Annotated in this window: 14 protein-coding genes and 1 pseudogene; 10 read left to right on the top strand and 5 right to left on the bottom strand. The window is 63.6% G+C overall.

What is annotated here, in order from left to right; translation table 11 throughout:
• Nucleotides 1-8 precede the first annotated feature (8 nt).
• From MesoLj_RS31675 to MesoLj_RS31630, 10 genes are all read left to right on the top strand, one after another.
• On the top strand, nt 9-2132 hold the full coding sequence (locus MesoLj_RS31675) for an ABC transporter permease (protein WP_140774998.1): 2124 nt from the start codon (nt 9-11) through the stop codon (nt 2130-2132).
• A 68-nt stretch (nt 2133-2200) separates the two neighbouring features.
• Complete coding sequence (locus MesoLj_RS31670; protein ID WP_140774999.1) at nt 2201-3226, top strand: hypothetical protein; 1026 nt, start codon at nt 2201-2203, stop codon at nt 3224-3226.
• Nucleotides 3223-4716: a sugar ABC transporter ATP-binding protein gene (locus MesoLj_RS31665; protein WP_202323786.1), complete on the top strand. Its 1494-nt coding sequence runs from the start codon at nt 3223-3225 to the stop codon at nt 4714-4716. The genes MesoLj_RS31670 and MesoLj_RS31665 overlap by 4 nt, the downstream gene beginning before the upstream one ends.
• A gap of 121 nt (nt 4717-4837) precedes the next feature.
• A complete protein-coding gene (locus tag MesoLj_RS31660; RefSeq protein ID WP_202323785.1) occupies nt 4838-5728 on the top strand; it encodes a LysR family transcriptional regulator in 891 nt (296 codons plus the stop codon).
• Between the two features lie 153 nt (nt 5729-5881).
• On the top strand, nt 5882-6679 hold the full coding sequence (locus MesoLj_RS31655; protein ID WP_202323784.1) for an enoyl-CoA hydratase/isomerase family protein: 798 nt from the start codon (nt 5882-5884) through the stop codon (nt 6677-6679).
• Between the two features lie 332 nt (nt 6680-7011).
• Complete coding sequence (locus MesoLj_RS31650) at nt 7012-8007, top strand: ABC transporter permease (protein ID WP_244735227.1); 996 nt, start codon at nt 7012-7014, stop codon at nt 8005-8007.
• A gap of 43 nt (nt 8008-8050) precedes the next feature.
• Nucleotides 8051-9055, top strand: a complete 1005-nt coding sequence (locus MesoLj_RS31645) for a sugar ABC transporter substrate-binding protein (RefSeq protein ID WP_140775002.1) — start codon at nt 8051-8053, stop codon at nt 9053-9055.
• Between the two features lie 84 nt (nt 9056-9139).
• Nucleotides 9140-11266 carry an ABC transporter permease gene (locus tag MesoLj_RS31640; RefSeq protein WP_202323783.1) on the top strand — a complete coding sequence of 709 codons (2127 nt, stop codon included), beginning with the start codon at nt 9140-9142 and terminating at the stop codon, nt 11264-11266.
• Nucleotides 11263-12351 (top strand): hypothetical protein, encoded by a 1089-nt coding sequence (locus MesoLj_RS31635; protein WP_202323782.1) that lies wholly within the window; start codon nt 11263-11265, stop codon nt 12349-12351. Before MesoLj_RS31640 ends, MesoLj_RS31635 begins: the two co-directional genes overlap by 4 nt.
• 1 nt (nt 12352) lies before the next feature.
• Complete coding sequence (locus MesoLj_RS31630) at nt 12353-13843, top strand: sugar ABC transporter ATP-binding protein (RefSeq protein ID WP_202323781.1); 1491 nt, start codon at nt 12353-12355, stop codon at nt 13841-13843.
• 160 nt (nt 13844-14003) lie between these two features.
• Here the strand turns inward: MesoLj_RS31630 and MesoLj_RS31625 are convergent, their stop codons facing one another.
• From MesoLj_RS31625 to MesoLj_RS36895, 5 genes and pseudogenes are all read right to left on the bottom strand, one after another.
• The gene (locus MesoLj_RS31625; RefSeq protein WP_202323780.1) at nt 14004-15494 is read right to left on the bottom strand and encodes an aldehyde dehydrogenase; all 1491 of its coding nucleotides are present in this window, start codon (nt 15492-15494) and stop codon (nt 14004-14006) included.
• 23 nt (nt 15495-15517) lie between these two features.
• Nucleotides 15518-16165, bottom strand: a complete 648-nt coding sequence (locus MesoLj_RS31620; protein WP_140775007.1) for an isochorismatase family cysteine hydrolase — start codon at nt 16163-16165, stop codon at nt 15518-15520.
• Between the two features lie 11 nt (nt 16166-16176).
• On the bottom strand, nt 16177-17403 hold the full coding sequence (locus tag MesoLj_RS31615; protein WP_202323779.1) for a CaiB/BaiF CoA transferase family protein: 1227 nt from the start codon (nt 17401-17403) through the stop codon (nt 16177-16179).
• Nucleotides 17404-17606: 203 nt separating this feature from the next.
• Nucleotides 17607-18593 carry a 2-hydroxyacid dehydrogenase gene (locus MesoLj_RS31610; RefSeq protein WP_202323778.1) on the bottom strand — a complete coding sequence of 329 codons (987 nt, stop codon included), beginning with the start codon at nt 18591-18593 and terminating at the stop codon, nt 17607-17609.
• A 178-nt stretch (nt 18594-18771) separates the two neighbouring features.
• A pseudogene (locus MesoLj_RS36895) lies at nt 18772-19002 on the bottom strand (hypothetical protein); the annotation flags it as partial.
• Nucleotides 19003-19030 lie beyond the last annotated feature (28 nt).

Here is a 19030-nt window from a genome sequence, read left to right as displayed (position 1 = left end):
GATGTGAAATGGCGATATCGGAAACGTATGCGAAATGGCGTTACCGCCTGGTGCCAGACCACGTCGTGGGTGAACTGCTTTCGAAGAACTGGATCGACAATGCGATCCCGGTCTTCATCCTTGCGCTGCTGCTGATCTTCTTCGGCACCGTCATCGACAATTTCTTCACCTTCGGAACCTTCTCGACCATGCTGAGGCAGATGGGCGAGCTGACTTTCGTGGTGCTGGGGATGACGCTCGTCATCCTTGCCGGCGGCATCGACCTCAGCGTCGGATCGGTCTTCGCCCTTGCCAATTTCCTGACGCTGTTCCTGCTCAATTATATCCAGGTGCCAGTGCTGGCGGGCATTGCGATCGTGATCCTGGTCGGCGCCTTTTGTGGGCTCGTCAACGGCGTCCTGGTCGGCTACCTCAAGCTCCGCGCCTTCCTCACCACGCTCGCGACGCTCATCATCATCGACGCCATCGTCGAGATCCTGACGTTCCGCTACGCCCGCGACGTCGTCCTCTTCATGCCGGATTCGCATCTATGGGACCTGTTGGCGGCGGGTAGCGTGCTCGGCATTCCCTTCAACTTCGTGCTGGTGCTGGTCGTCGCGGTGGCGCTGCACATCTTCCTCACCCGCATGCGCAAGGGTTGGCACATCACGGCGGTCGGGGGATCGCGGCGTTCGGCCTACAACGCCGGCATCAATGTGCGCGGCACCGTGTGCCTGACCTATGTCATATCGGGCATCTTCGCCAGCTTCGCCGGCATCCTCTACGCGGCGCGCCTCAACAGCGCCGGCTCGGAAACCGGCGCCGGCCTGGAGGTCACCGTCCTGACGGCGGCGGTGCTCGGCGGCAACTCCCTCGGCGGCGGTCGCGGCTCCGTGGCCAAGGCGCTGCTCGGAACCTTCATCGTCGTCCTGCTGACCGGCAGCCTGCTTCGATTGCAGATGCCGAGCGGCTACAATTCGCTTCTGCTCGGCGGCGCGCTGCTCGTTGCCGTCGCCACCGACGTACGCTGGCTCAAGAACCGGCATAAGCTGCTTTCGCGCGTCTATGTCTCGCCGACCTACTTCGCCCCGACAGCGGCCGCCGCGACCGATCCGGGTTCCGGCTCGCCCTACGAGATCAACGACCGGCTGGCCGAGGCCGAGCCGATCGGCCTCGACCAGGTGGACGGCGCCGAGGACCTGGCCTTCGACAAGGACGACAACATCTACACGGGCAGCCGTCACGGCGACATCGTCAAGTTCTTCGCGCCCGACTATACGCGCCGCGAAATCTTTGCCCATATCGGAGGCCAGCCACTCGGCCTGCACTTCGACGGGGAAGGCGCGCTCTATGCCTGCATCAGCGGCATGGGCCTCTACAAGGTGACGCCGGACCGCGAGGTGATCCGGCTGGCCGACGAGACCAATCGCAGCCGGCTTTCGATCATCGACGACAGTCGCATGCGCTTCGCCGACGACATGGATTTCGCGCCCGACGGCTCCGTCTATTTCAGCGAGGCGACGATCCGCTACGATGTCACCGACTGGGCGACGGACTCCATGGAGGGACGTGGCAACGGGCGTGTCCTGCGCTACGATCCGAAGACCGGGGTCACGCGCACTGTACTGCCGGGCCGCATGTTCCCGAACGGCATCTGCATGACGGGCGACGGCGAGTCGCTGTTCTTCGCCGAGACCTGGGCGGGACGTATCAACCGCTACTGGTTCGCCGGGCCGCAGAAGGGCAAGGTGCTTCCGGTCATCACCGACCTGCCGGGGTATCCCGACAACATCCGGCGCTCATCCGACGGCCATTTCTGGGTCGCAATGCTCGGCATGCGCACACCCTCACTCGACCTCGCCATGCGCATGCCGGGCTTCCGCCGGCGCATGACCCAGCGCGTGGCCTTCGAGGAATGGATCTATCCGAACATCAACACCGGCGGCGTGGTCAAATACGACGTCAACGGCAAGATCCTCGAATCCCTCTGGGACCGTTCGGGCCAGAAGCACCCCATGATCACCTCGATGCGCGAGCACAAGGGGTATCTCTATCTGGGGGGCGTCTTCAACAACCGGCTTGGCCGACTCAAGCTGCCGGATGCCGATCCGAACTTCAACGATCGCGCGCTTTATTTCAGGAACTGGTCGTGAGAAACAGTCTGACACGGATCTGGGACGCCGTCTGGGGCCGGGGCGAGTATTCCATCACGGTTCCGTCGATGGACGGCGCCATGCGTCCCAATGCGCGGCTGGACGAAGCTCCCACCGCTTTAGATGCGACCGGTATCGACAACCTCACGGTCAATGGCGGCGTGCTGTATTTCAGCCAGGCCGAAAAGCTCCTGGCATTGGACGCGCCGGGTGCGCAGCCGCGGCTGGTGAAGGCCTACCACGCCCCGATCTCCACGCTTGCGGCATCGGAAGGCGCCGGTCTGGCGATCGGCTTCGACAAAGGCGGCGTTCTTATCAGGCCCGCTGCAGGCGATGCGAACGAGATCGAGATCGATCTTCCGGAAAAAGGCGCGTCGGCAACCGCGATGAGCTTGGCGGACGACGGCGCGCTGCTGGTCTGTGTCGGCTCGACAAGGAACAGCGCGTCGGAATGGAAGCGGGACTTGATGACGCTCGGGTCGGATGGGACCGTGCTGCGGGTGCCGCCCTCACGATCGCGGGGTGAAACGATCGGCCAAGGCATGGCGTTCCCGGCCGGCATTGTCACCGACCCCAGCGGAGCGCCGGTAGTTTCGGAGGCGTGGAGGCATCGCCTGGTGCGCAAGCGCCCCAATGGCAGCTGGGAGACCATACTGGGGGACATTCCGGGGTATCCCGGTCGTCTCGCACGTGCCGCGTCGGGGCAGGGCTATTGGCTCAGCGTGTTCGCGCCGCGCAGTCAGATGATCGAATTTGTGCTGCGCGAGAAGGTCTATCGCGAACGCATGATAGCGGAGGTGCCGGAGGATTTCTGGATGGCGCCGTCGCTGCGTGCGGGACGCAGCTTCAAGGAACCGCTGCAGGGTGGAGGCGTGAAGCATCTCGGCATCCACAAGCCTTGGGGGCCGACCCGATCCTATGGCCTGCTTGTCAGGCTCGACGAGAATTTCAAACCGGTCGACAGCTTCCACAGCAGGTCCGACGGCAAGCGCCACGGCGTGACCAGCGCCGCGGACTGGAACGGCGCGACCATGGTGGCGAGCAAGGGGGACGGCGTCCTGATGGCGCTTGCAGCTAAAGCGGAGCGGGCATGACCTCTATCGTCGAAATGCAGTCGGTGACCAAGGAGTACCGAGGGGTCACCGCCGTCAAGAAGGTCAACTTCACGCTTCGCAAAGGCGAGATCCACGCCCTGCTGGGCGAGAACGGCGCAGGCAAGTCGACCCTGATGAAGATCATGGCCGGAGTCACCGAGCGCTCGGGCGGCAAGATGCTGCTCGACGGCAAGGAAGTATCCTTCCAGACGCCGGCCGAAGGCCTCGCCAACGGCATCGCCATGGTGTTCCAGGAAACAAGCCTGGTTCCATCGATGTCGGTGGCGCAGAATATCTATCTGGGCGACGAGCGACTGTTCAACCGCCTGCGCGGCCTTTACATCGCCGCCCAGCAGTTCCTGCAGTCGCTCAATTTCAACGTCGATCCCTGGGCCACGGTGGCCACGCTCGGCGCTGCCAAGAAACAGATGGTCGAGATCGCGCGGGCGGTGCGCCAGGACGTGCGCGTCATCATCTTCGACGAGCCCACCGCCTCGCTCACCCCGGAAGAAAAGTACTACTTCTTTTCCCTGATCAAGCGGCTGAAGGAACGCGGGGTTTCCATCGTCTTCATCTCGCATGCGCTGGAGGAGGCGCTGTCGATCTCTGATCGCATCACGATCCTGCGCGACGGCGAACTGGTGACCACCGGCGATACCAGCGATTTCGACCGCGACAGCATCATTCGAGCCATGGTTGGCCGCAGCCTGTCCAACGAACTCTACTCGAATGCTCCGCGCAAGAACCGCGCGGCCGGCGAGAAGGTGCTCAGCGTCCAGAACCTCTCGATGGGCTCGATGGTGCGCAACAACAGCTTCTCCATCTACGCCGGACAGATCACGGGTATCTTCGGCCTGATCGGTTCGGGACGCACGGAGACGGCCAAGGTCGTAGCGGGCGTGCAGAAGCGCAACTATTTCCACGGCGGCGAGATAAAGCTCTTCGGTGACTCCGTGCGCTACCGCGTGCCTCGACCGGCGGTCCGGGACGGCATCGTCTACGTCACCGAGGACCGCAAGCTTGAGGGGTTCTTCGACACGATGTCGATCGCCGACAATCTCTATTCGGGGTTGCTCGGCGCGGGCCTCAACACGGCCGCCGTCGTGAACCATGCCAGCGCGAAAGTCCTGGCGGACGAGTGGACGAAGAAGCTCAATATCCGCGCCATCAACTCCAACGCGCGCGTCATCGAACTGTCCGGCGGCAACCAACAGAAGGTGGTCATCGCCTCGGGCCTTGTGCAGAAGCCGAAGCTGGTGATCTTCGACGAGCCGACGCGCGGCGTGGACGTGGGCGCGATCGCCGAGATCCACGAGATCATCGGAAAGCTCGCCGACGACGGGCTGGCCGTGATGGTGATTTCGTCCTATCTGCCCGAGATCATGAACCTCTCGGACCGGATACTGGTTTCGCGCCTCGGCCGCATCGTCGAGGAGTTCACGCCGGGCGAGGCGACCGAAGAGCGCATCATGTACGCGGCCGTGCATTGATCGCGGCAGCCGTTCGCGGCGTGCCACGAGCGCCATTGGCCGGGCGTCCTGACAAATCCCTGGAGAGGTGTAGAAAGGGCGGGCGCCGCGGCTTGATGTTGGGACCGGGGGCCTGCCGCTCGTGATCAATCGCATCGCGCTCTATCACATCGAGACGCTGCTCTGGATCGCGCGCCTTGGCACGTTCAACGCGGCCGCGGAAAGACTGAACACCACCCAGCCGTCGATATCGGCGCGCGTCAGGGAACTCGAGAACCATCTCGGCTTCAGCCTTTTTCGGCGTGAAGGCCGGCGCATGCTGCTGACGGTGAAGGGCAGGGAGTTCGCCGCGCAATGCGAGGCCCTGTGGGCGCAGCTCGAGACCGTCCTGCTCGCGACGGAAGCATTTTCGACGGCGACCGGGATTGTGAAGATCGGCTGTGGCGAGATCGTCGCGGTCGAGAGCCTGCCGGCATTTCTGTCCGAGATCAAACGCCTGATGCCGAACGTCACTCTGGAGGTTGAGATCGACCTCACGATCCACCTGCGGCACAAGCTTGAAGCCGGCGCCATCGATTTTGCTTTCCTTGTCGGACCGATCGACAGCCCGGCGCTGGAGGCAGCTCCGATCGGCACGGTCGAGATGAAGTGGCTGATGGGCCGCGAGCTTGCCTCGCGGCTTTCACGGTCCGTGGATGGCGGCGAGGTGCCCGATCTTCCGGTCTGGTGCCTGTCGAGGCCCTCACATCTCTACCAGGTGATGGCGGAATCGCTCAGGCAATCCAACCTGAAGCGGCCCGTGATAAACACCTGCAACCATGTCCGCACGCTGATCGATGTCGTCGCCAGTTCCGGCGGCATGGCGATCCTGCCCGAACTCCTGGTACGCGACAGGATCGCGAGAGGCGAATTCGTTCCGGTGCCCGAGATGGTCGCCGACCCAATCGCGTTCTTCGCCGTGGTGCGCAAGGGCGAAAACGAGCCGATCGTGCTTGAGATGCTCAAGCGGGCGAGAGACCTCAGGCTGGGCTAGGGCGGTTTCGCCGGCCAATCGGGAGAGCAGGACCGCTGGCCTGACCGGTCATTCAAAGCCGGCGTTTTTGTATCCTTAAAAAAAGTTGCGATTAGACAGCCGGGCCTCCCGATCGCACCCTCGCCCGAATTGAAGCCGGGGAGGGCGTGACGGATGATCGATTTCAAGGTCGCGGACGGCATTGCGACGATCGTCATCGATCGTCCGGCTCGCAGAAACGCGCTGGCGCCCTCGACGATGGTCGCGCTGAACGAAGCGCTGCTGCGTTTCGAGGACGACGGGAGCGCGCGGGTCGCCATTCTCACCGGCGCCGGAACCCTGGCTTTTTGCGCCGGCGCCGATATCCACGAGACCGTTCCGAAGGAGCGCGGCTTCCTCCAGGGCTATTTCGATCGCAAGACCGATGCGACCCACCCGCTCTATGTCCGCAATATCGCGCTGAGCAGGATGGGGTTGACCAAGCCCATCATTGCCGCCGTGAACGGCGCGGCGGTCGGCGGCGGAATGGAGATCGCGCTTAACTGCGATCTTTGCATCGGCTCGGCCAATGCGCGGTTCGGCCTGACCGAGGTGAGGATCGGATCCATCCCCGCCATAGCGGGCATCCAACGCCTGATGCGTTCCCTGCCGCGACCCGTCGCGATGCAATTGCTTCTGACCGGGGAGATCGTCGGGGCGGCCAAGGCACTGGAATGGGGTATCGTCAGCGAGGTTGTCGAGGCGGAGCGGCTGATGCCGCGCGCAAGGGAGATTGCCCACTCCATAGCCGACAACGCGCCGCTGGCGGTGCGGGCAGCCAAACGCTTGGCGGACAAGGCGGCTGAGTTGCCCTTGTCCGAGGCGGCTGATTTCGAGGAGATGCTCTGGGGCCACCTGTACGGCAGCGCGGACCGCGTGGAAGGCCGGCGCGCGTTTTCCGAGAAGCGCAAGCCGCAATTCCGGGGCGCCTGACCGAAGCGGCGCGCAAGGTGGAGAACTCATCATATCCAAAGACGCGCCTTCCGATCCGCGAATGGATTGCGCGGAAACGCTTTGCGAAAATTCGAGGGTCAGCTTGCGGAAAAAAACAAAGCCATGTACCTTCCGGGACAATATAAAACTGGTCAGTATTTATTCTAACCGTCTGGGATAATTTGGGTCTGAGGAAATCCTGCCGTCATGCGCCGGAGGACTCGCGCGCAGGGCGGCTAAGGGTGGGAATGAGGGAGGAATGCCGTGCGCTGTCATGCAATGAAGGCGGTTCTTTGCCCGGCCGCCGATAGGCCGTCCGGAGAGCTCCTGTCGTGAGCGCCTCGGCGGGCCGTTACCTGAAGGCCTTTCACTTTAGTCAGGAAAAGATCGTCTTCACCATTGCCGTTGTCCTTTTCCTCGTCTTCGCGGCGACGCTGAAGGGATTTCTGCAGGCCGACAATCTGCTGTCGCTTGTGCGCAGCGTCTCCATACTGGGAGTGCTCGGCATCGGCATGGCGCTCACAATCATCGGGCGCGGCATCGACCTGTCCATAGTCGCCACCATGGCGATTTCCGTTGCCTGGATGCTGACGCTGGCCAACAGCGGCACGCCGCTCGGCATTGCGCTCCTCTACGGGCTTTGCCTCTGTCTCGCCGTCGGCTTGGCCAATGGCCTGCTCATCGCCTATGTCGAAATACCCGCGCTTTTCGCGACCCTGGCCATGGGGCTCGTCGTCTACGGCTTCGGCCGCTATTTTCTCGTCGCCAACGATGTCACCTTCATGCCGGCCACCGCGACCTCGTTCAAGGCGATCGGCAGCGGCCGGGTGCTTGGCATTCCCAATCCTGTTCTGCTTTTCGCATTGTTCTCGTTCATTGCGTTCCTGTTCCTGCGCAAGACACGTCCGGGTCGTTTCATCTTCGCCATGGGCGATAATCCTCTGACGGCGCGGGTCGCCGGCGTGCCCGTACGCCCGATGATGGTGGTGCAGTATGTGATCTCATCGCTTATCGGATTCGTGGCCGGCATCATCACGGCCACGGCCGTCAGTTCCATGAACGCCCGCGTCGCCAACTCGACGCTGGTCTACGACATCATCCTGGTGGCAGTGATCGGCGGCGTCGGCCTCAGCGGCGGCAAGGGCGGGGTCCGCAACGTCGTCGTCGGCACGCTCCTCATCGGCATCCTTCTCAACGGCATGACGATCATGGATATCCCGTACACGATCCAGAACATCGTCAAGAGCTGCATTCTTCTCGTGGCCATCGTCGCGGATTCAATCGTCAATCCGCGCGATGAGCAGACGTCCCAGCAAGGGGACATCTAACCCGCCTTAATCCAAAGCCAACAAGTGACCAGGGAGGAAAGTCATGCGTATCAGGAAGTTTATCATGGGCCTGCTGACGGCAGCGTTCTTCACGCTGCCGGCCGTTGCCGTTGCCGAGCATTTCGACGACGGCCAGAATCTCACGACGCTGAAGGCCCTCAAGGGCAAGAAGGTCGCCTTCGTGCCGCTCTCGATGGGCATCGACCTGACACAGGCGTGGGCCGCCGCGCTGAAGAAGGACGCCGAACAGTTCGGTTACGAGCTGATCATCCGCGATCCGAGCTGGGACGTCGCCGCCGGTGCGCAGGCCGTCACCCAGCTTATCGCCGAGAAGCCGGATGTCCTTGTCCTGCATCCGCTCGACATGACGGCCTATTCGAAGCTGGTCGACCGCGCGAACGCGCAGGGCATCGCGGTCGTCCAGGTCAACCTGAAGTCGCTCAACACCGGTGACGCCTATGTCGGTGTCGACTGGTTCGACCTGCTTTCGAGCGAGATCGACATCGCCGCGAAATATTGCGGCGCGGGTACCGGCCAGTCCGGCAAGATCGCGCTGCTCATCGGCACGCCGACGACGCCCACCGTCACCATCGGCCTCCAGGGGGTCAAGGATGCCCTGACCCGCTATCCCGAGCTCAAGGTCGTCGCAACGCAGTCGGGCGACTGGGATGCCTCCAAGGCCAAGGACATCACCGCGACCATCCTGAAGCAGAACGAGGATCTTTGCGCCGTCGTGGGGTTCTGGGACAGCCAGGACATGGGCGCGGCCGCTGCGATCGCCGAAGCCGGCAAGACCGGAAAGGTCAAGCTGATAACGGACGGCGGCAGCCGCAAGGAAGCAGCCTGCGATCGTATCGAGGACGGCACCTTCGACGCCTATGTCGGCTACAACGCGAAGGAACAGGGCCGTGACCTGGCCCTAGCCGTCCGCTCGCTGCTGCAGAACCCACCGGAAAAGCCCGGCTCCAAGCCCTTCGGCTTCTATTCGACGCTGACGACCATCACCAAGGAAAACGTCACGCCGACCTCCTGCTGGACGCAGCAATGAGTGGGTGAGGCGAACAATCCGAAACAAAAACGAGCGGCGCGCAAGCGCCGCTCCCTGTGACTGATTTTGCAGGAGGCGCCGCTGATGTCGGCCTCGGAGACCTACGCTCGTTGGCGCACGCGCCTCATACCGGACCATGTGATCGGTGAGATTCTGTCCAAGAACTGGATCGACAACGCGATCCCGTTCCTGATCCTGGTCGTCACCCTGGGCATCTTCTGGTCCCTCATACCCAACTTCCTCGGCGGCGTCGGCGTCAGCGATCAGGCGAGGGAGCTCGGCGAGATTCTCTTCGTCGTGCTTGCCATGACGGTCGTCATGCTCGCCGGCGGCATCGATCTCAGCGTCGGCTCGACCTTCGCGCTCAGCAATTTCGTGATGCTGGCGATGTTCAACTGGCTGGGCTACCCGGTATGGGCGGCGGTCGGGGCCGCGCTGTTGTCGGGCGCGGCGGTCGGCCTCGTGAACGGCGTGCTGGTCGGCTACCTGCGGCTGCGCGCCTTTCTCACCACTCTCGTCACCCTGATCATCGTACGGGCGATCGACGACACGCTGGTGCTCAACTATTCAATCGACATCCTGCTGCCCACGCAGACATCGGAAATCTGGAACTTTGTCGGCGGCGACGGCGTCTTCGGCATTCCGGTCGCGTTCCTGCTCGCGGCGCTGATCGCTGTTGTCGGCCATGTCTTCCTGTCCCGGCTTCGCCCCGGCTGGCACATTCTCGCCGTCGGCGGTTCGCGCCGTTCGGCGCACAATGCCGGCATCAACGTGCGCCGCACGGTCGCGATAACTTATGTCATGTCGGGGCTGCTCGCGGCGGCCGGCGGCATCTTCTATGCCTCGCGCCTGGCCTCGGCCGGCGCCAGCACCGGCGTCGGCCTCGAGGTCACGGCGCTTACCGCCGCCGTCCTCGGCGGCATCAGCCTCGGCGGCGGCCGTGGCTCGATCGCCAAGGCCGTCCTGGGCGCCATCATCGTGCTCATCATCACCAACAGTCTCGTTCGGCTCGGCCTGACCAGCGGCGCCAACACAATGGTGCTCGGCATGGCGTTGCTGATCGCCGTCGCGATCGATGTCCGCTGGCTGAAGAACCGCCACAAGGTGTTGTCGCAGGTCTATGTTTCGCCGACCTACTTCAAGATGGTGCCTTGCCCCTCCACCGAGGAAGGATCCGACTCTCCCTACGCGCTCAACGATAAATTGCGCGACGTGGAGCTTATCGGCCTTGGCGAGATCGATGGCTGCGAGGATCCGCTGCTCGACCGGGACGACAACATCTACTTCGGCAACCGGCAGGGCGACATCATCCGCTACTTCGGCCCGGACCACAAACGCTGGGAAGTCTACGCACATATCGGCGGCGCGCCGCTGGGCATGGCCTTCGACCGGGACGGCAACCTGACATGCTGCGTTGCCGGCATGGGGCTCTACCAGATCCGCAAGGACACGCGCGAGGTGGTCAAGCTCGCCGACGAAACGAACCGGTCCTTGTTCTCCATCATCGACGATTCCCGCATCCGCTACGCGGACGATCTCGACATTGCACCGGATGGCCGGGTTTTTTTCAGCGAGGGCACGATACGCTTCGACCCGGACGAATGGATGGTGGACGCGCTTGAGGGCCGCGGCAACGGTCGCATCCTTTGCTACGATCCACGGGACAAGACGACAAGGACCGTCGTTCCCAACCTGCGTTTCCCGAACGGCGTCTGCGTGGCGCACGACGGCAAGTCCGTGCTGTTCGCGACAACCTGGGGCTGCTCGGTCGAGCGCTACTGGCTGGAAGGTCCGAAGGCGGGCAAGGTCGAGACACTCATCACCAACCTGCCTGGCTACGCCGACAACATCAATCGCGCTTCGGACGGCACATATTGGCTGGCGATCGTCGGCATGCGTACACCGGTCTTCGATCTCGCCCTGCGCAAGCCGGGCTTCCGCAAGCGGATGGTGCAGCGGGTGGCGCAGGACGAATGGCTCTTCCCGCAGATGAACGTCGGCAATGTGGTGAAGTTCACCGAACAGGGCAAGATCGTCGACTGCCTGTGGGACAAGAGCGGCGTCAACCACCCCATGCTCACCTCCTGCAACGAGCACAAGGGCTACCTTTATCTCGGCGGCATCTACAACAACCGGGTCGGCAAATACAAAATCCCGGGCGCCGATCCGAACTTCACCAATCAGGACTGCTATTGGGGGAAGCAGAAATGATCAGCGCCATCCGAAATCTCTTCGATGCCTGGCGTGGTGCCGGCGCCTATTCGGTCACAGTGCCGCCCATGGACGGCGCGCTCAGTCCCAATCAGGTCATCGAGGGCTCTCCGCTCGCCCTCGAAGCCAAATCGCCCGATAATCTCATATCCGACGGTTCGAGCATCCTCTTCTCCTCGGGCAACGAGGTCAGGTCACTGCGCGGGTCTTCGTCGGAAAGCGTGGCGACTTTCGACAGCCCGGTGACAGCGCTCGCAGCGCGTCCGGGCGGCGGTTTCGCCGTCGGGCTGGACGACGGTCGTGTCTTGCTGAAGGGCGGACGCCACGACGGCAGGATAGTGTCGAAGGTCGGTGGTCACGACATCAGATGTCCGACCGCGCTGAGCTTCGTTGACGAAGGCACGCTTGTCCTGGCCGTGGGCTCGGCCTCGAACCAGCCCTCGTGGTGGAAGCGCGATTTCATGCAGAAGAATGCCAGTGGTTCGGTCTGGCGCGTGCCGGTCGACGGCGAAGCCGAATGCCTGGCGGACGGTCTTGCGTTCCCCTATGGCCTGCTGGCTCAGGCCGACGGCAGCGTCATCGTGTCGGAGAGCTGGCGCAACCAGCTCATACGCGTTGCCAGGGGACGGCGGCCGGTCGTGGAACTCGGCGACATAGCCGGCTACCCGGCGCGCCTTTCCCCAGCCGCCGGAGGCGGAGCATGGCTTGCGGTCTTCGCGCCGCGCAGCCAGCTCATCGAATTCGTACTCAGGGAGGCGGACTACCGCCAGAGCATGATGACCGAGGTGCCCGAGCATCTGTGGATCGCTCCCTCGATTTCAGCGCCGCTGACGTTCCTCGAGCCGCTGCAGGGCGGAGGGCTGAAGCACCTCGGTATCGTCAAGCCATGGGCCCCGACACGCTCCTACGGACTGGTTCTGCGCCTGGACGAGGCGTTCCAGCCGGTATTCAGCATGCACAGCCGCGCCGATGGCCGCCGTCATGGCATCACGTCCTGCCTTGAAGCCGATGGCCGCCTCCTGGCGACGAGCAAGGGCGGAGACGCGATCGTGTCCCTGCCGACCGACGAAGGGTTTGGAGAATAGCATGGCATCGCTGATCGAAATGCGAGGCGTCACCAAGGAATATCGGGGCGTGCCGGCGGTCAAGAACGTGTCGTTCTCGCTGGAGAAGGGAGAAATCCATGCGCTGCTCGGCGAGAACGGCGCGGGAAAGTCGACCCTGACCAAGATGATGGCCGGCGTGACATCGCCGACCTCAGGTGAAATGCTTGTCGACGGAAAGCCGACGCATTTCGCCACTCCCGCCGAGGCCCTGCACAACGGGGTCAACATGGTGTTCCAGGAGAACAGCCTGGTTCCGTCCATGACGGTCGCCCAGAACCTCTATCTCGGCGACGAGAAGTACTTCAATCGCCTTCGCGGCCTGTACATCGCGGCCCAGCAGTTCCTGCAGTCGCTTAACTTCAACGTCGATCCGTGGGCAAACGTGGCGACGCTCGGCGCCGCCAAGAAGCAGATGGTGGAAATCGCCCGGGCCGTGCGCCACAACGCGCGCGTCATTATCTTCGACGAGCCGACGGCGACGCTGACGCCCGAGGAGAAGCATTACTTCTTCGCGCTGATGAAGCGGCTGAAGGAGCGCGGGGTCTCGATCATCTTCATCAGCCACGCGCTCGAGGAAGCGCTGGCGATCTCGGATCGCATCACCGTGCTGCGCGATGGTGAACACGTCGTCACCGACGAGACGAAGAACTTCGACCGCGAGAAGATCGTGCGCGCCATGGTGGGCCGCACCTTGTCGCAGGCGCTCTATCATCGCCGCGAGTCGGTCAGGAAACCCGGGAGGCGCGTGCTCAGCGTACAGAACCTGTCGATGGGCAAGCTCGTGCGCAACAACTCTTTCACGGTCTATGCCGGGCAGATCACCGGCATATTCGGGCTCATCGGCGCCGGCCGCACCGAGACGGCAAAGATCGTCGCCGGCGTCTTGAAGCGCAACTTCTTCCATGGCGGGGAGGTACACCTCAACGGGCAATCGGTGCGCTATCGCGTGCCGCGGCCGGCCGTGCTCGACGGTATCGTCTATGTGACGGAGGACCGCAAGATGGAAGGTTTCTTCGAGACCATGTCGATCGCGGAGAACCTGCATATGGGTGAACTGACATCCTCGCATTCAAGCGGTTTCGTGGTCCGCTTCAGCGAGATGCAGCAACTCGCCGACGAATGGACCAAGAAGCTCAACATCAAGGCGATCAACAACAACGCCCATGTCATCGAGCTTTCCGGCGGCAACCAGCAGAAGGTGGTGATCGCCAAGTCGCTGGTGCAGAAGCCGAAGGTCATCATCTTCGACGAGCCGACCCGGGGCGTCGACGTGGGCGCGATCGCCGAGATCCACCAGCTCATCAACCGCCTCGCGGATGAGGGCATGGCCGTCGTCGTTATCTCGTCGTACCTTCCCGAGGTCATCAATCTTTCGGATCGCATCCTGGTGTCGCAGAAGGGGCGCATCGTCGAGGAGTTCTCGCCGCTCAGCGTGACCGAGGAAAAGATCATGTATGCGGCGGTCCACTGAACACCGTTTGCCCGTTCAACGCGCAAGACGCCGCCGGAGCTTTCCGGCGGCGTCTTGCTGTCAGGCACGCTGGGAGGATGCGGACTTGACCGGGATCTGATGGCGTCCTTGTCGTGAAGCGGTTCCGGAACAGAAGCCGCTTCACGTTCTCCTGGACAGCCTAGCGGGAACTGCCAACCCGCATGACGAAGGGGTCCTGCACGCGCTCGGCGTCCGTGTCGACGAGAACGCTCTTGACCTGCAGATATTCGCCCATAACGGCGAAGCCATTTTCGCGCCCGAAGCCGCTCGCCTTCCGCCCGCCGAAAGGCGTCTGAGGCGCGACCTTCCGGTAGAGATTGAGGAAGATCGTCCCGACATTGAGGCTGCGTGAAAGTGAGTGAGCGCGATAGAGGTCGCTGGTCCAGAGCCCGGCCACGAGCCCGAAATCACTGCGGTTGGCGATCTTCAGCGCCTCTTCGGCCGTCGAAAAAGGCATGACGGTCATCACCGGCCCGAATATTTCCTCGCGGCAGATGGCGGTGTCGTTGGTCACGTCCGTGAGGATCGTCGGCTGGAAATAGTAACCGCCTTCGAAACTCTCGACCCTAGCCCTGTGGCCGCCCGCTGCAATCCGGGCGCCCTCGGCGAGGGCTCCCTCGACGAGCGACGCCACCCGGTCGAGCTGCTTCCTGTTGCCGAGCGGCCCGACCTGCGTGGTGGCGTCGGCCGGATGGCCGACCACGATTGCTTTCGTCCGCTCGCGGAGGTCGTTCAAGAACCTGTCGAATATGGTTTCCTGGACAAGGACGCGGGACCCCGCCATGCATGTCTGGCCACTGGCTGCGAAGACCCCCGCCATGACCCCCGCCAGCGCCTTGTCGTAGATCGCGTCGTCGAACACGATGTTGGCGCTCTTGCCGCCGAGTTCCAGGATCGAGGGCGCCAGCCTTCGACCCGACCCGGCAGCGACGGCGGCGCCATGCGCCGGCCCGCCGGTGAAGAAGATCTTCCTTACGTCGGGGTGATCGACGAGAGCCGCGCCGGCTTCCACGCCGTCGCCCGTGACGATGTTGACGACGCCGGGCGGAAGGATGTCCTTCAGCAGCCGCATGAGGATGAGGATGGAGGCGCTGGTGTATTCGCTGGGCTTCATCACGACAGTGTTCCCGGCGGCCAGCGCCGGCGCGAGCTTCCACGTGGACAGCAGCAGCGGAGAGTTTCCAGGCACGATGGCGCCAACGACGCCGTAAGGCTCCAGGGTGGTGTAGTTGAACACGCCCCGGTCCGACGGGATCGTCGAGCCGCAGACCTTGTCGGTCATGCCGGCAAAATACTCGAACCATTCGGCCATCGCGTCGACATGCAGCAGGCATTCACGCAGCAGCTTGCCGGAATCGTTGCTCTCCGTTTCCGCAAGCTGGTGCCTGTTCTGCTGGATGCGCGCGGCGATCGCGAGCAGCAGCTTGCGCCTCGCCGACGGTTCCATGTCGAACCAGGCGGGCTCTTCAAAGGCCCGCCATGCCGACGCGACCGCGCGCTCGACATCGGCTTTCCCGCCCGCGGCGACCCGGCTCCAGACCTTGCCCGTGGCCGGGTCGAGGCTCTCGAAATACCGGCCCGAGGCCGAAGCCTGCTCCTCGTTGTCGATCCAAATCCCGAATTGCTGCATCGGCGGCCTCCTCTCGACCTGGCTCAGGCCTGGCTTTCCAGTTCCTTGACGATCTCGTCGCTGGTTGCGACGCGGCCATAAAGCGGAAGCAGTTCGGTGACCGTCTTCTCGCTGTATTCGCCGAGGAACCGATCGATGCAGTCCGACAGGACGCAGATGCCGTAATCGCGCTCGTTGCCGCTGCGCGCGGTCATCTCGATGCCGAAGTTGCAGGCCAGGCCGGCGACCAGGATGATGTTGCGGTTCAGGTTTCGCAGGAGCACCTCGAATTCGCTGCAGGTGAAGGGGTCCACCTTGGCGTTGTGCAGGACGAATTCGTCGCGGCCCGGATCGGGCGCGAGATCGTCGATCACCTCGGCGCCCCACTGGCCGCGCACCGCCATGTCGTCGCGGGCAAGTCCAAGCACGCGGCCTGTCCCCCGCACATAGCCGCCTCGGCTGGCGCGCAGTTCCGGATGGCCGGGCCGGAACGTCTCGTTGTGGAAGATGACCGGAATGCCGACCTTGCGGCAGACGGCGAGCACGCGCTTGATCCGGTCGAGAGAGCCCGACTCCTTGAGGAATTTGTAGACGATGCTCGCTCCCTTTCCATCCGGATGGGCGAACTCGTTCTGCAGGTGGGTCAGCACCAGCACGGTATCGTTGGCGGGGAGAACGGAAAACTCCGACATCTAGGTTCCTCCTAAGCGGTTTCTGCGGGGCTGGCGGAGCGGTCCGCGAAGACCGCGCCGGTGGTGACGAGAGCCGCCGCCTCGGCGGCGGTGAAATCGAGTTCGGAAAGCACCTCCAGCGTATGCTGGCCAAGCCTGGGCGGCGCGCGGTGCGGCAGCGACTGGCTCTCGCGGGAATTCACCGGGAAGCCCGGGACGCGGTGGCTCCGACCGAGGTCGTCGGTCAGGCTCGTGATGAGCTTGAGATGGGCGACGGCAGGATTCTCGATCAGGTCCGCATAGTCGCAGACCTTGCTGCACAATATGTCCCTGGCCATCAGGCGTTCCAGCCAATAGGCGCATGGATGGCGGGAGAAAGCGCCACCCAGTTCCGCGCGCATGGCCTGGCGGTTCCGGACCCGCAGAGCCGACGTCTCGAAACGCGGATCTTGCGCCAGGTCCGTCCTTTCGAGGATTTCACAGAGCCGCTCCCAGCGGCCGCCCTGATAGGCGGCGACCATGATCCAGCCGTCGCTTGCGGGAAACGCCTCGTTTGGCGCCGAATAGGGCGCCGCGCTGCCGAGCCGGCCAGGCAACTCGCCGTCGCCGAGAAAGCCGGCCAGGGACGACTGCTGCAGCGCGACCGCGGCCCCGAGCATCGAAACGTCCAGGTAGCCGCCGAAACCGGTCGCCTGGCGCTGATAGAGTTGCGCCATCACGGCGATCGTCGCGACATAGCCGGTGGTCACATCCACGACCGGCGCCTGCACCTTGCTCGGCGGCTGGCCTTCGTCGCCAAGTAGGCTCATCAATCCAGACTCCGCCTGGACGATGCCGTCGACGCCGCCGAGGCGCGCCGCCTCGCCGGTGCTCCCATAGGCGGAGACAGAGCAATAGACGATGCCGGGATTGTCGGCGCTCACCTCTCCATGGCCGAGCCCCAGCCTATCCATCACCCCCGGCCTGAAGCTCTCGATCAGCACGTCGCAGGACCGCACAAGGCGCCTGGCCGCCCGAAGGCCCTGCTCGGATTTGAGGTCGATGCAGATGCTTCGCTTGTTGCGGTTGAACGCCACGAAGACGGAACTGACATTGTCCGCGACCCAGGGCGGGCCGAGCCCCCGGCCAATATCGCCCGAGGGCGGCTCGACCTTGATGACGTCCGCGCCAAGGTCGCCAAGGAACATCGAACAGGTCGGGCCCGCGCCTATCTGGCTGAAATCGGCTACCCTTACGTCTTTCAGGCTTTTTCTGAGCATGTATCAGTATTTCACGCCGCGCAGTGCCGCTGCCGCCGCAGGGAAGGAAGGTTCATGGTCCTTCCGCTGCAACGCGAACAATCTTCCGGCAAACCAGGCGGGCGTCCTCCTCGGCGCGACTATCGCGGTCACATTTGAAACGGTCCACTAATCTGTTTTTTGCAGTTCCGATAACCGACGTTTATGTCTCGGCGACCGGCCGATCACCCCCCTTTGATGTCGATGCGATTGGAAGGCGTCGCACCGCCGGCCCATGTGAGCAATCCATCGCGCAAGCTTTCGGCCATGCGCACGCGTGTCTCGATCGTTGAACTGCCGATGTGAGGCAGCATGAACACGTTGGGAAGGGCAAGATAACGCTTGTCGAAGCGCGGTTCGCCGTCGAAGACGTCCAGGCCGGCCGCGCGGATCCTGCCGGTCTGGAGCGCGGCTATCAATGCGTCGTCGACGACGACGTTGCCTCGGCTCACATTGGCCACGATCGCCCCAGGTTTCATGAGCGCCAGCCGCTTCGTGTCGAGGAAGTACCGTGTCTCCTCGCTGGCCGGACAAGCAAGCATCAGCGCATCGCTCGTCGTAAGCAACGAGGTGGGATCGGCATGGAAGTGGGCGCCGGCTTCAAGTTCGGGCGGCAGGCGGCGGCGATTGGAATAATGGATGGCCATGCCGAAGGCCCGCGCGCGATGGGCGATGCTTCGTCCGATCCGGCCCATGCCGAATATGCCAAGCGACTTGCCCGCGAGCTCGACGCCGTTGAGCTGAGTGGGCTGCCAGCCCGTCCATTGTCCGTCGAGGATCAGCGTCGCGGCCTCCCGTGCCCGCCGTGCGGCGCCGAGCAGAAGCAGGAGGCCAACTTCCGCGACCGCGTCCGTAAGCACATCCGGAGTATTGAAGACGGCCAACCCCCGATTTCGGCAGGCGTCCATATCGACGTGTTCGTACCCGACCGAATAGGTTGCGACCCCACGAATGGAATCGGGCAGCCGCTCGATGAGCTCCCGCGTCAAACGCAGCGTGACGCTGAGCAGCAGGATTTCCTTGCCCTGCGCCATCGCCACCACCTGTTCCGGCTCGGGGCGCTCCGGAGTGGTCACCACCGTGACGTCGAAGGCGTCATTCAGCACGGCAAGCGCTGCATCCGGCAGCGCGCAGGCGACGAGAACCGGCCTCTTGTCTTGTTGCACGGTCATGGTCTCGATCTCCTGTTACGCGATTGGGTCAAGCGCGACGTCCATCCATCGCTGCCATTCACCCACGCGGCCCTCGCTGCGGATGCCTGACCCCTCGATGCCGGCGCTCCGCAGCGGGCCCACCGGAAACATCCGGACAGACTATTTTGCGGGGGCGCGCGGCCAAACAAGCTTCGGCTTATCGCCACATCGCGTTTCGCGATGACGACCGGACTTTCAGGCTGGGAGCAGACGTGGCGCGCAGGTCGGCCCGCATGGCATCGGCGGATAGGCTGGGGTCATACGGCCTCCTGGCGATGCCGTCATCGTCCAGCACGCGGACCAGCCCGCTGGTCAGATCCGTGATGCTGGCAGCGTCCGCGTCCACTGCGAGCCTTGCGACGTCTCCGGCCGCCGAAAAATGCAGGTGGCTGTAATCGCCTTGCTGGCCTGGCCGC

It is taken from the genome of Mesorhizobium sp. 113-3-9 (genome assembly GCF_016756515.1).
In the GTDB taxonomy this organism is placed as follows: domain Bacteria; phylum Pseudomonadota; class Alphaproteobacteria; order Rhizobiales; family Rhizobiaceae; genus Mesorhizobium.
This window is presented reverse-complemented; position numbering and strand designations above follow the sequence as displayed.

Bases quoted from the DNA above. Each gene is read 5' to 3' on its own strand.
- MesoLj_RS31675 (WP_140774998.1), top strand. From the start codon at position 9: ATGGCGATATCGGAAACGTATGCGAAATGGCGTTACCGCCTGGTGCCA.
- MesoLj_RS31670 (WP_140774999.1), top strand. From the start codon at position 2,201: ATGGACGGCGCCATGCGTCCCAATGCGCGGCTGGACGAAGCTCCCACC.
- MesoLj_RS31665 (WP_202323786.1), top strand. From the start codon at position 3,223: ATGACCTCTATCGTCGAAATGCAGTCGGTGACCAAGGAGTACCGAGGG.
- MesoLj_RS31655 (WP_202323784.1), top strand. From the start codon at position 5,882: ATGATCGATTTCAAGGTCGCGGACGGCATTGCGACGATCGTCATCGAT.
- MesoLj_RS31645 (WP_140775002.1), top strand. From the start codon at position 8,051: ATGCGTATCAGGAAGTTTATCATGGGCCTGCTGACGGCAGCGTTCTTC.
- MesoLj_RS31640 (WP_202323783.1), top strand. From the start codon at position 9,140: ATGTCGGCCTCGGAGACCTACGCTCGTTGGCGCACGCGCCTCATACCG.
- MesoLj_RS31635 (WP_202323782.1), top strand. From the start codon at position 11,263: ATGATCAGCGCCATCCGAAATCTCTTCGATGCCTGGCGTGGTGCCGGC.
- MesoLj_RS31630 (WP_202323781.1), top strand. From the start codon at position 12,353: ATGGCATCGCTGATCGAAATGCGAGGCGTCACCAAGGAATATCGGGGC.
- MesoLj_RS31625 (WP_202323780.1), bottom strand. From the start codon at position 15,494: ATGCAGCAATTCGGGATTTGGATCGACAACGAGGAGCAGGCTTCGGCC.
- MesoLj_RS31620 (WP_140775007.1), bottom strand. From the start codon at position 16,165: ATGTCGGAGTTTTCCGTTCTCCCCGCCAACGATACCGTGCTGGTGCTG.
- MesoLj_RS31615 (WP_202323779.1), bottom strand. From the start codon at position 17,403: ATGCTCAGAAAAAGCCTGAAAGACGTAAGGGTAGCCGATTTCAGCCAG.
- MesoLj_RS31610 (WP_202323778.1), bottom strand. From the start codon at position 18,593: ATGACCGTGCAACAAGACAAGAGGCCGGTTCTCGTCGCCTGCGCGCTG.